We start from the raw sequence: 11,805 nt of genomic DNA on the forward strand, positions 1-11,805 counted from the left end.
TTAATCGCAACGCGTAATTTCCTTGCCCGTGAAGTTGGCGACGATTTTGTCGAATGCCGCCTTGGATTGAGTATTTAAGTCGCGTAATTGGAAGGCAACTTTACCCATGGTCGCATTGCGCGGTTCTATCCGTGTGCCGACCAGTCCTTTCTTTCCCAACATGGCAACCTGCGTCTGAGCGGCTTCTTCGGTCTTTAAAATCCCCAGCGAAATACCGTAGCGTATGTTCGGCGCGTCTGTAATGACAAAAAAATCCTTGATCCCAAGACCGCGTAATTCTTCAATTTTTTTATCCGCCGCCTCTTTGCTGCCCAGCGAGGGAAGGTAGACCCGATAACTGCCAATTTCCTTTATTTCTCGACGACCGATGGGCACTGTGGGGGCTAACTCCGACCATTGGCTGGCAAAGCGGCGTGCTTCGCCAGCGCTGAAATTGCCGATTTCCGTGCAGGCGGAGATCGTTACGGGGGCTGCTGCCGGGGCTGTCTCTGTCGGAGCGCTTTCAGCTGCGGCGGGGTGGGCATCAGGATCGATGGCGGGCACTAATTTTATTTTGTCCGCCTGAAGTTGGTTGGCGACGCGGCCCGGTTCACGGCCATTGCTGTAAATACCGGCGGCATCGAGATAGCCGCGCTCAAGCGCAAAAAGAGCGACGTTAGCTATTAAAAGCAACCAAAAAATGGATTTCAACATGGGATGACTTTATTTAGCATGCGTTATCGAAGCGGGTGCGAAGGCAATGACCGACCACAATCCAATGAGGACAAGATCGTCAACTCTTTCAAATGGGTGCGCCAACATCGATAAATAGGGCGCAATGACATCCGCGCTGCCGCCGCTGAGGATGCATAGGATGTCTGTTGTGGGATGCTGCTGGCGTTGCAAGGCGATTGCATAGGAAATAGCGCCGACTTGCGCGGCGATACAGCCGCTGATGATGGCGTCATCGGTGTTGTCGGCGAAGGGGGCAGGGATGACGGCGTGATCGCGGATCAGCGGCAATTGGGCGGTGCCGCCCGCCAATGCGCTGGCCATCAAGCCCAGTCCCGGCAAAATCATGCCGCCGCTAAATACACCATCGGCGCTGATGGCATCGATGGTGGTGGCGGTTCCGCAGGTAGCCAATAGCAGTGCTTGCCGGGGATATAGGCGATGCGCGCCGATGGCGGTGGCAAAACGATCGCAGCCCAGTTGGGCCGGATGGCGATAGGCGTTGCGTATTCCCGCCAATTGCGGGACTGATGCGAACCATTGCGGCAATAGCGCTGCGCCGAAGGTTTGTTGCAGCAGTTGTTGCAAACGCTCGCCAATCAGGCTACCAGCAACGTTGGAAATGATGACCCGGTCAATGGAAGGTAGCGCAAGGTTGCGCCAAGAAGAGGCCAGATCGGCCATGTCATGATGCGCAACAGAGCCGTATTCGCGCCAGACGGGCATGTCCTGACCCGCGTCGAGAGCCGTGAGCGCCCATTTAATTCGCGTATTGCCCGCATCAATTAATAGTATGTCCATCCTTACACTTCCTTGAGCCGCAACGAAATATCGCCTGCCATGATAGCGACAGGTTGCTCCTGTTGCGCGGTTTGCAGCAAAAAACGTCCCGTTTCATCGATTCCCAGCGCGATCCCTTCGTGCAGAATCTTGCCCTGATCGACAATGACGATGGGCTGACCGGTGTAGGCGTGCAGTTGCATCCATGGTGCGATAAACGGCTTGAGGCCATGCTGGGCAAACTGTTCCAACGTTTGGGTCAGACTCTCCAGAATGATGGCCATGAGCAGATTGCGGTCGGTAGCAATGGCATCGGCTGGCAGCGGCAAATTGGCGACGCGGCGGCCAAGTTGTTGGGCCATTTCGTCGGAGATGGCGAGATTAATGCCCACGCCGATGACCGCCCATGTAGAGCGCTCTCCTTTGCTGCCGCCGGCGCTTGCGGTTTCGATCAGAATTCCCCCCAGCTTGTCGCCGTTCTGGAGCACATCATTCGGCCATTTCAGACCGATGGCAGACTCCCCGGGCGCTTGCCCAAGATAGGTGTTTAACGCCGTTACTATCGCCACCCCGACCGCCAGCGGCAAGCCAACCAGTGTGTGCAGCGGCTGCTCAAAGTGCCACCCTAATGAGAACATCAACGCCGCAGACGGCGCAGAAAGCCAACTGCGCCCGGCGCGACCGCGACCGGCAGTTTGTTGTTCGGCAATGCGGAGGATGGGCGTCGTCGGGGCCGCCGTGTCCGTATTATTTATTCGCGCCAACAAATCGGCATTGGTCGAGCCGGTCTGCGCGACTACTTCGATCGCGATCTGATCGGGATGGCAGGCGGCGAGGGCAAAGATACGTTGGGCAGAAAGAGGAAATGTCATGCCGCGCATTGTAGCGGGATGCGCAGCGGCGCGAAATGAGATAAAAAAAAGTCCCAAGATAGAAGAGAGTTCTGGTGATAAAAGTCCGCATGAGCGAGATTTAGTCGCCAATCTCACTTAAACTTGCTCCATGCCACATCCCGACACTCAATTCTTTTCCCTTGCACTTGCCAACCGCAGCGGCGGGACTGGCGCTATTCGGGCAGAGCTGCAATGACAGGCCAGCCGCACACCCCACACACATCCTCGTTTGCGCGCGTCAGTTTATTGATCTATCTGTTGTTAATCGTCTATGCCAGCTGGTATCCATTCACCGGCTGGCGTGATGTCGGACTAGCACCGTGGGCTTACTTGACGGCGCCATTGCCGCACTACTGGACCGTGTTTGATGTCTGGACCAATGTTGTCGGTTATATGCCCTTGGGTCTGCTCACGGTATTGGTGCTGCCGCGCAAGATATCGGCGCTGGTGGCGGTGGTGCTGGTGAGCGTGGCCGGGATTCTGTTTTCCGGCACGATGGAGGCGGTCCAGACATGGTTGCCCACGCGGGTGTCGTCGAATCTGGATTTGTTGACCAACAGTTGCGGCACCTTGCTCGGTGCTGTGATGGGCGCGATAATCCGGCCCCGGTTTGGACCCGACAGCAAACTCTTGCAACTGCGGGAGCGTTGGTTCAATCGTGAAGCCAGTCACGGCATGGTCATGATTGCGCTGTGGCCGGTTGCGCAACTGGCACCGCTGAGTCATCTGTTTGGCTTCGGACAAGTGACCTTGACGTTGTCGAACTGGTTGACGGAGTGGTTTGAAGAGCCGGTGGATGTCACGGCCTGGTTGACCAACGATGCCCAGCTTTCAGCGCAGCAATATTGGATCACCGAGACGACTATTACCGCCTGCGGTATGATCGGTGCGGGTTTGACGCTGCTCATCGTATTGCGCAAGGGCGCGCCGAAAATGGTGCTGACCGCACTCTTGATTGCGCTCACGTTGCTGGTGAAGGCGTTTGCATCGGCATTGCTGTTCACGCCAGCGAATGCATTAGTTTGGTTGACGCCGGGCGCATTGACCGGTTTGCTAACAGGGACAATCGTGCTGATTTCACTCGGTTTTGCACCGCGGCGGTTGCAACGCTGGGTCGCTGCTATTGCGGTGACGATCAGTTTATTGATCGTCAACATTGTGCCGGATAACCCATATTTTTTAGAGTCGCTGCAAACCTGGACGCTGGGGAAGTTTCTCAACTTTAACGGCGCTGCGCAGTTTTTAGCCGTGTTGTGGCCATTTTTTACGCTGTGGTTCTTGTTTCATCCGATGCACCGCAGAAAAATCAAAGCAAAACTAAAACAGGCTGAAAATGCGAAGTTGCAAGAGAAAGCAAAAGACTCCGGTGTATGATTCTTGCCTGTTCTCCTTTCCGCTTTCCAGACTATTTCAGCCATGAGCAATAATCCTACTCAAGTCCCCGCCGATAATGTCGATGAGGCAAACCCTGCCGCGCCGTTTTATGCCCATCACGTCTTTTTTTGCCTCAATCAACGCGCTCCCGGCGAGCGCGTTTGTTGCGCCAACAACGGCGCGCAAGCCGCGCAAGAGCACGCCAAGCGCCGCATCAAAACACTCGGTCTGGCAGGCGAGGGCAAGGTCCGTATCAATAAAGCCGGTTGTCTTGAGCGCTGCGAAGAAGGCCCGGCGCTCGTGATCTACCCGGAGGGGGTCTGGTACACCTACGTCGATAACGACGATATTGACGAAATCATCGACGTCCATATCGTTGGCGGCAACATTGTCGAACGTCTGAAAATTTGATCTATCCACATCCATCGTCTTACAAAAACCATGAACGCTCAGACTGCACTTTTTTCTATCATCGGCCCCGCAGGTCAGCTTGAATGCGCCTTGGACCATCCCGATAGCGCGCAATTTCCTGCCCCGCGTGGCTTAGCCTTAGTCGCCCATCCGCATCCGTTGTTCGGCGGCACGATGGACAATAAAGTCGCGCACACTCTGGCGCGCGGGTTTCTGGCGCTCGGTTATGTGGCGGTGCGGATGAATTTTCGCGGCGTGGGGAATTCCGCTGGCGTGCACGATGAAGGCCGCGGCGAGACCGATGACATGGCTGTGTTGTTAGCGCATATGCGTGTGCAATATCCGACATTGCCGCTGGCCTTGGGCGGTTTTTCGTTCGGCACGTTTGTGCAGGCGCAATTGCAGCAGCGTTTGACAACGGCGGGCACCCCTGCCGAGCGGCTGGTATTGGTCGGCACCGCCGCCGGAAAGTGGGCCATGCCGAATGTGGATGCAAACAGCATTTTGATTCACGGCGAGCTCGACGAAACGATTCCGTTAACTGCCGTCTTTGACTGGGCGCGTCCGCAAGACATTCCCGTGATCGTCATTCCCGGTGCCGATCATTTTTTTCATCGCCGATTGCAACATATCAAGAACCTGATGGTCGAAATGTGGCATTGCTGATGGGTAACTGGCAAAAGCATTGTTTTCCTTGGCGACCCTGATAGTTGCCAGCGGTTCACGAGGCTATAATTCCGGCACCATTATTTTCAATTTTTTCGCGTAGTTCCGCCGTCTTTATGTATCGGTTCTGCATCTTTATTCGCATCTTTATTCCTATACCGACCTTCCCCCGCCCCCACATGAAAAAAATATTCGCAGCCTTAGCTGCAACCCTCTTTTCCGCCACAGTTGCCTTTGCCCAGACATCACTGCCATCGCCAACGGTAGCGGCCAAATCCTGGTTGCTGCTCGACACTACAAGCGACCAGATCGTCGCTTCCCAAGATCCGGATATGCGCGTTGAGCCTGCGTCGTTGGCCAAAATCATGACGGCCTATGTCGTCTTCGATGCGCTCAAGGACAAGAAACTGACGCTGGACCAAATGGTGAACGTGTCGGTACGTGCCTGGAAGGTCGATCCAAGCAGCTCCAAAATGTTTATCGATCCGGCTACGCCAGTGTCGATTAATGATTTGTTGTACGGCTTGATGGTGGTCTCGGGTAACGACGCCGCCGTGGCGCTGGCCGAAGCCGTCTCCGGGACAGAAGACGCGTTTGTGGTGCAGATGAACCGCGAAGCGCAACGCATGGGCATGAAAAATACCCATTTCGGCAATCCGCATGGTTTGCCTAGCGCCGACACCTACACAACGGCGCGCGACCTGGGCATCCTGTCCTCGCATGTCATCAATGATTTTCCAGAGTTCTATAAGATCGATTCGACCAAAAGTTTTACCTATAACAAGATCAAGCAACCTAACCGCAATCGCTTGTTGTGGCTGGACCCAACTGTGGATGGCATGAAGACCGGCCACACCAGCAGCGCCGGTTACTCCATCATTGCCTCGGCCAAGCGTCCTAACGGTACTGGCGAGCGTCGCTTGCTGGCCGTCGTCGTGGGGACCAATTCGGATCAGACGCGCACACAAGAAGCACAAAAACTCCTCAACTGGGGTTTCCAGAACTTTGACACCGTCAAGCTCTACGCCAAAGGCGAAGCAATGGCGACGCCGCAAGTCTGGAAAGGTGCCAAGAGCGAAATCAAAGTCGGCTTTAACCACGATGTATTCGTTACCGTACCAAAAGGCGTGGCAGAAAAAATCAAACCCGTGTTAGAGCGCACCGATCCGCTGATTGCGCCGATCAGCCAAAACGACAAAGTCGGCACGTTGAAAATCATGGTGGGCGATACGCTTCTGACAGAGTTGCCAGTATTGGCGCTGGAACAAGTCAATCAGGCGAGTATTTTTGGCCGGATTTGGGATTCGATTCGCTTGTTTTTCAAGAAACTGTAAGTAGTCGTTTGATCGGATGAGGTCCCATGACTGGGCCTCGACCTTGAAGTGGCAGAAAACGGCAGCTCAGGCTGTAATGCTGTTTAGTTAATCTATAACCGTTCGGGCTGAGTAGCCCATCGGGCGTATCGAAGTCAGCGTTAAGGCGCGTCTTCGATACGCTGCGCTACTCAGTCCGAACGGTATTCTTAACTTCACAGTATTACAGCTCAGGCTGCCGTTTTCTATGGGAAGACGGTGGGCCAAAGTTAATAAAACGCATCTTATTACCGCAATTTATACGCGCCAGGCATACTTTTTTTGCATACAGCATCGATCATCCTTGTGCCAGAATCATTATTCACCTCTACCAGAAAGCGGCTCATGCAAGATACGCAGCAAGACTCCATCCAAGATCCTATCGTCTACCTTAATGGCGTCATGACGCCGCTGTCGGAAGCGCGTATCCCGGTGCTGGACCGCGGCTTTATTTTTGGCGATGGCGTCTATGAAGTCATTCCTATCTATGCAGGTAAAGCATTCCGCTCAGAGCAGCATATGGCGCGTTTATTTCGCAGTCTGGCCGCCATCGGTATTCCAAATCCGCATAACAAGGAAGAGTGGATGGCCTTGATTCATCAAGTCGTCACCGCCTTTGGACAAGACGATCAGATGGTCTACATTCACGTCACAAGGGGTGTGGCCAAACGGGCGCATGCGTTTCCAAAAGAAGCCCTCACGCCAACCGTTTTCATCATGACCAATCCACTGGTATTGCCGACTGATCTGGTGCGTGCAAAAGGCGTATCCTGTATTTCTATGGAAGATCTGCGCTGGTTGCATTGCGAAATCAAGTCGATTTCTTTACTGGGCAATGTCCTGGCGGCGCAAAATGCGGCAGAGCACGGCGTGATGGAAGCGATTCAATTTCGCGATGGATGTTTGACCGAGGCATCGTCATCCAACGTCTGGATCGTCAAAGATGGCGTGCTGATGGCACCGCCGAAAAATAATCTGATTTTGGAAGGCATTCGTTACAGCCTGATCGAAGAATTGTGCGCCGCCGGCGATATCCAATTCACCGCGCGTCAGATCTCCTGCGACGAAGTCTTTGCCGCTGATGAAGTACTGCTGTCGTCAGCAACCAAGGAAATTTTGCCCGTCACCACGATAGACGGCAAAACTATTGGAAACGGCCTGCCCGGCCCCATTTACACGCAGTTATATCAGGCTTATCAGGGCGCAAAAGCAGCCTGGGCCTGATGTCTAAAGAGTAACTATTATGACTACGCCAATGATTCCCCCTGAAGACAGCCTGATCGTCTACCCCAGCGATTTCCCCATCAAAATCATGGGTCCGACGCATGATGCATTCGCCGACACCATCGTCGCTCTGGTGGTCGAGCACGATCCGACTTTTCATACCGGCAAGCTCGAAGTGCGGCCCTCGTCCAAGGGCAATTACACCGGCCTCACCGTGACGGTAGTGGCGACCAGCCGTGAGCAACTTGATAATTTGTACCGTGCCTTGTCGTCGCATCCGATGGTGAAAATGGTGCTGTAGTATTTAAATTGAGGTTGAATTGAGGTTGTATACGACACAAAGCAGTTGCCCCCATCACCCGGGCCAGCTGCTTTGTGCTTTAAATTGCGCGATTTCCCCCAGCAACCACCGATGAAAAGCCTGCACCTGCGGTTTCTGCATAGCCTCCGGCAGGCAAGCAAAATAGTACGAATTCGGACAGCGCACGACAACATCAAATAACCGCACCAGATCGCCGGAGCCGATTTCCTGCAAGGCAATTGCATGCCGCGTCAGGGCGATCCCCAACCCGTCGGACGCCGAGCGCAACAGCATCGATGCATCTTCCGTGCGCAAGCCACTGCTCGGTTCGGGCAGCGTAATGCCGGCGGCGGCAAACCAGGGTTGCCAGGACTCTTCGGTATCCATGCGCAGCAATGTAGCGTGCGCCAGATCATGCGGCGTCGTGGGCAAATGACCTTGCCGATAACGCGGGCTGGCGACAGGGTAGTAATAGTCATCCATCAGTTTTTCGACCACCATCCCCGGATACTGGCCCAGCCCAAAGCGAATCCCGACATCAATCTGCTCCCGCGCCAGATCTTGCAATTGGCTTGACGATTGCAGGTTGACTTCGGTATCCGGGTGCAAATCAATAAATTTCCATAAGCGCGGCGCCAGCCAGCGCGCGGCAAACGACGGTAAGGCTGAAATCGTCAGGCGCTTTTGTCGTGCATCGATGGATAAGGCGCTTGCGGCGGCGGCGATGTCGCTCAGTGCCTTGCGTATCGTCTCGGCAAAACGCTGACCCTGCGCAGTGATCGTGATGCGTTTGCCGTGGCGCGTAAATAAGTCCAGTCCTAACTCCTCCTCCAGCGCACGCACTTGATGGCTAATCGCCCCGGGCGTGAGATGTAGTTCCTGTGCCGCACGCGAAAAACTGTCAAAACGCGCTGCCGCTTCAAATGCACGCAATGCAGGAAGAGGAGGAAGTTTGCGTAAGTCAGTCATCGCTTCAGGGTGATTTCTAAGTGAATAAAATTAGCAAGAAAAAGGAAAATTACTCGTTTTGTTCAGATGTAACCAACAACTAGAATGATCTCACCGAACCAGCATTACATCGTATTTTAGTTGTGCACCACCGTCTGGATCGGCGAATGGAATATTTTTAATGCACGCGTTCATGACCATTAGTTGTATTTGGACAACGCACCCATAGTCCAACGGAGAAATATGATGAGAAAATTATTCACTAAAGCACTCCCGCCATCCCTTGCCATCGATGTCGGTCAGGTTGTGTCCTTGCACACCAACGTGGCCGAAACATTGCAAGTAACCTGTGGCCGCGTCTGGGTCACGGTTGCAGGGCAAAGCGATGACTATTGGCTGGGTGCCGGGCAGTATCTCAACGTTGCCGCGGGCAGCTACGTCGTCCTTGAAGCCGACAAGGGCCGCAGCGTGGTTGAAGTGCGGCAACTGCCACCTACCGCGATCTGTGCTGCACGCAGTGTCCGATGCCCACAGGGTGCATTTGCCTAATCTTCACACTCCAGCCACTGCAATGCGCCATGACAGACTTCGCTCGCCTCGCGCTGGAATGCTGGCGCGGCGGCCAGTGGCAACGTGAAGCTGATACTGACCATGTCCGTATGGATAGCGTCTCCCAGGGTTGCGCCGCTTTGCTGTAACAATCGGCGCAACGTCCCTTCCAAGGCATACGGCACCGCGGCGTGCAAGGTTGTCGTGGCGACCAATTCGATTTTTTCTGCGGTCAATAACGCCTGCGCCACCGCATCGGTATACGCCCGCACGAGGCCGCCAGCGCCCAGCCGGATACCGCCGAAATACCGCACCACCACCGCCAGAACTTGTTCCAAATCCTGATGCCGCAATACATTGAGCATCGGTAAGCCAGCGGTCCCGCCCGGCTCGCCATCATCGGACGCGCCCGAATGCCCACCAGCCTGCAAGGCCCAGCAAACGTGGGCCGCATTCGGATGCGCTAAGCGCAAACGGGCGACTTCTGCCAAGGCTTCGGGGCGGCCCGCGACGGCGGTGACAAAGCCGATGAAGACGCTTTTCTTAATATCAATTTTGCTATGGGCTGGGTGGGCTAAGCTGAATGCCATATTGGGTTCGGTGGTTAAAAAGTCAGAGATTGGCCGCTGCTCAATCGGGTATCCTAATGCGTTCTGATCGGCGGCAAGCACATTCCGCTGATTTTTCTTTTAATGCTATTGCTGCGACACTTCCAACTATGCCAAGAATTATCTCCGCCAATCTCAACGGTATCCGCTCCGCCACCAAAAAAGGTTTTTTTGCGTGGATGGCCAAGCAATCCGCCGACTTTATTTGCGTCCAGGAACTGAAGGCGCAAGAAGCAGATATGTCGCCCGACATGCTCGCCCCAGAAGGTTACGTCGGGCACTTTCATTATGCCGAAAAGAAGGGCTATTCCGGCGTCGGGCTCTACAGCAAGCGTGCGCCCAATGCCGTACGGATCGGCTTTGGCAACCCGGAGTTCGATGCCGAAGGGCGTTATGTCGAATGCGATTTCGGTGACCTCACCGTCATCTCACTGTATTGCCCCTCCGGCTCTTCTGGCGAAGAGCGGCAATTGGCTAAATTCCGTTTTATGGAAGCTTTCCTGCCGCATTTGCAAGCACTCAAAGCCAGCGGGCGCGAAGTGGTGATCTGCGGCGACTGGAACATCGCCCATCATGAGATCGATCTGAAAAACTTCAAAGGCAATAAAAAGAATTCAGGCTTTTTGCCGGAAGAGCGTGCATGGCTGACGCACTTGTTTGACGAAGTTGCCCTGGTCGATGTATTTCGCACCGTTGATCCTCGCGCCGAGCAATATACCTGGTGGAGCAATCGCGGTCAGGCGTGGGCCAAGAACGTTGGCTGGCGGATTGATTATCATATTTCAACGCCGGGCATTGCCGCCAAAGCGCATGCAGTGGCGATTTATAAGGATGAGCGCTTTTCGGATCATGCACCGCTGACGATTGATTACGCCGAAGCCTGAGTCCGCATCAAGAGAAATGAAAAAATCGCCCGAGTGGCGATTTTTTCGTGAGTGTGCGAATTTGTAAAACAATATGAAAGCCGTTCGGACTGAGTCGGCACGTAGTGCCGTATCGAAGATGTGCCGACGCAAGCAACTACTTCGATACGCCCTGACGGGCGACTCAGTGCGAACGGTGTTTTGAAATTCAAATGTCAACACGCCCTGGCCTTCAAGAGTCAGCACAATCAAACCAGCACTTCCCCCTCCACAAACACCTTCAATTCCCCTGCCCCAAACTGCGTCCACAATTCATTCGTCGTCAACGGCGCCGTCACAATCACGGCGACCCGATCTTTGGGCGTAGTGACTTGCGAAAAATCGACGGTGACTTCTTCATCGGACAACCTGGCCTCGGCAAACGGATGCTGGCGAATCAGGTAATACAAGTTGGTCGAGCAGTGGGCGAACAGCGCCGATCCGTCCGAGAGCAGCATATTAAACGTGCCGTGCTGTGCGATCTGGTGCGTTAGTTCACGTAAGGCAACAGTCAGTTGCGCCGTGCTCGGCAAGACGTCGCCAAAACGTCCGCGCAGCTCTTGCAAAATATAGCAAAACGCCAGTTCGCTATCGGTATTGCCAACCGGGTGGAATGCGCCGTGTAATGTTGGTGCAAATTCCTTCAAATCGCCGTTATGCGCAAACACCCAATAATGTCCCCACAGCTCGCGCACAAAAGGATGGCAGTTTTCCAGCGTCACCTGACCTTGCGTGGCCTTGCGGATATGGGCGATGACATTTTTCGATTTGATCGGACAACGCCGGATCAGCTCGGCCACTGGTGAGGCAACGGCGGCCTGATAGTCGACAAAATGGCGTACGCCGTTGCCTTCAAAAAAAGCAATGCCCCATCCGTCGCTATGATTGTCGGTGTGGCCGCCACGGGTGGCAAAACCGGTAAAGCTAAACACAATGTCGGTCGGCACATTACAGTTCATTCCAAGTAGCTGGCACATTTTTTAAGGTCGCGATAAGAAGAAAAACAGACCATAACGGTATCACGCAAGAATACTGAAAAAAAAGAAATAATAGGCCGGCGCAGTTGGTCAATAGGCGATCCCCTAC

Annotated in this window: 14 protein-coding genes; 8 read left to right on the forward strand and 6 right to left on the reverse strand. The window is 54.3% G+C overall.

Features of this window, described 5'->3' with window-relative positions:
• Genes ACVBEF_RS00820 through ACVBEF_RS00830 form a run of 3 tightly spaced genes read right to left on the reverse strand, consistent with a single transcriptional unit; the run spans nucleotide 1 to nucleotide 2,363 of the window.
• Nucleotides 1-693 (reverse strand): SPOR domain-containing protein, encoded by a 693-nt coding sequence (locus tag ACVBEF_RS00820; RefSeq protein WP_447122040.1) that lies wholly within the window; start codon nucleotides 691-693, stop codon nucleotides 1-3.
• Between the two features lie 9 nt (nucleotides 694-702).
• Nucleotides 703-1,512, reverse strand: coding sequence for a type III pantothenate kinase (locus ACVBEF_RS00825; RefSeq protein ID WP_447122041.1), 810 nt, complete (start codon nucleotides 1,510-1,512; stop codon nucleotides 703-705).
• A 2-nt stretch (nucleotides 1,513-1,514) separates the two neighbouring features.
• Entirely contained in the window at nucleotides 1,515-2,363 is an 849-nt protein-coding gene (locus ACVBEF_RS00830) for a biotin--[acetyl-CoA-carboxylase] ligase (RefSeq protein WP_447122042.1), read from the reverse strand.
• A 213-nt stretch (nucleotides 2,364-2,576) separates the two neighbouring features.
• Here ACVBEF_RS00830 and ACVBEF_RS00835 point away from each other — a divergent pair, with 213 nt between their 5' ends.
• The 6 genes from ACVBEF_RS00835 to ACVBEF_RS00860 all read left to right on the forward strand — a co-directional run bounded on the left by ACVBEF_RS00835 (nucleotide 2,577) and on the right by ACVBEF_RS00860 (nucleotide 7,712).
• Entirely contained in the window at nucleotides 2,577-3,758 is a 1,182-nt protein-coding gene (locus tag ACVBEF_RS00835) for a VanZ family protein (protein ID WP_447122043.1), read from the forward strand.
• A 42-nt stretch (nucleotides 3,759-3,800) separates the two neighbouring features.
• A complete protein-coding gene (locus ACVBEF_RS00840) occupies nucleotides 3,801-4,169 on the forward strand; it encodes a (2Fe-2S) ferredoxin domain-containing protein (RefSeq protein ID WP_447122044.1) in 369 nt (122 codons plus the stop codon).
• A 30-nt stretch (nucleotides 4,170-4,199) separates the two neighbouring features.
• Nucleotides 4,200-4,835 (forward strand): alpha/beta hydrolase, encoded by a 636-nt coding sequence (locus ACVBEF_RS00845; RefSeq protein ID WP_447122045.1) that lies wholly within the window; start codon nucleotides 4,200-4,202, stop codon nucleotides 4,833-4,835.
• Nucleotides 4,836-5,014: 179 nt separating this feature from the next.
• Nucleotides 5,015-6,169: a D-alanyl-D-alanine carboxypeptidase family protein gene (locus ACVBEF_RS00850; RefSeq protein WP_447122046.1), complete on the forward strand. Its 1,155-nt coding sequence runs from the start codon at nucleotides 5,015-5,017 to the stop codon at nucleotides 6,167-6,169.
• A gap of 387 nt (nucleotides 6,170-6,556) precedes the next feature.
• Nucleotides 6,557-7,411, forward strand: a complete 855-nt coding sequence (locus tag ACVBEF_RS00855) for a D-amino acid aminotransferase (protein WP_447122092.1) — start codon at nucleotides 6,557-6,559, stop codon at nucleotides 7,409-7,411.
• A 19-nt stretch (nucleotides 7,412-7,430) separates the two neighbouring features.
• Nucleotides 7,431-7,712: a DUF493 family protein gene (locus tag ACVBEF_RS00860; RefSeq protein WP_447122047.1), complete on the forward strand. Its 282-nt coding sequence runs from the start codon at nucleotides 7,431-7,433 to the stop codon at nucleotides 7,710-7,712.
• Between the two features lie 54 nt (nucleotides 7,713-7,766).
• Here ACVBEF_RS00860 and gcvA read toward each other — a convergent pair whose 3' ends face one another.
• Nucleotides 7,767-8,681 (reverse strand): transcriptional regulator GcvA, encoded by a 915-nt coding sequence (gene gcvA, locus ACVBEF_RS00865; RefSeq protein WP_447122048.1) that lies wholly within the window; start codon nucleotides 8,679-8,681, stop codon nucleotides 7,767-7,769.
• Nucleotides 8,682-8,906: 225 nt separating this feature from the next.
• Between gcvA and ACVBEF_RS00870 the strand changes: the two genes are divergently transcribed.
• Nucleotides 8,907-9,209: a DUF2917 domain-containing protein gene (locus tag ACVBEF_RS00870; protein ID WP_447122049.1), complete on the forward strand. Its 303-nt coding sequence runs from the start codon at nucleotides 8,907-8,909 to the stop codon at nucleotides 9,207-9,209.
• Here the strand turns inward: ACVBEF_RS00870 and ACVBEF_RS00875 are convergent.
• On the reverse strand, nucleotides 9,206-9,799 hold the full coding sequence (locus ACVBEF_RS00875; RefSeq protein WP_447122050.1) for an IMPACT family protein: 594 nt from the start codon (nucleotides 9,797-9,799) through the stop codon (nucleotides 9,206-9,208). The two genes, ACVBEF_RS00870 and ACVBEF_RS00875, sit on opposite strands and share 4 nt — an antisense overlap.
• A gap of 128 nt (nucleotides 9,800-9,927) precedes the next feature.
• On the opposite strand from ACVBEF_RS00875, the gene ACVBEF_RS00880 reads away from it, so the two are divergent.
• The gene (locus ACVBEF_RS00880) at nucleotides 9,928-10,701 is read left to right on the forward strand and encodes an exodeoxyribonuclease III (RefSeq protein WP_447122051.1); all 774 of its coding nucleotides are present in this window, start codon (nucleotides 9,928-9,930) and stop codon (nucleotides 10,699-10,701) included.
• 227 nt (nucleotides 10,702-10,928) lie between these two features.
• Here ACVBEF_RS00880 and ACVBEF_RS00885 read toward each other — a convergent pair whose 3' ends face one another.
• On the reverse strand, nucleotides 10,929-11,696 hold the full coding sequence (locus ACVBEF_RS00885) for a class II glutamine amidotransferase (RefSeq protein ID WP_447122052.1): 768 nt from the start codon (nucleotides 11,694-11,696) through the stop codon (nucleotides 10,929-10,931).
• Nucleotides 11,697-11,805 lie beyond the last annotated feature (109 nt).

This window comes from Glaciimonas sp. GG7, assembly GCF_052976905.1.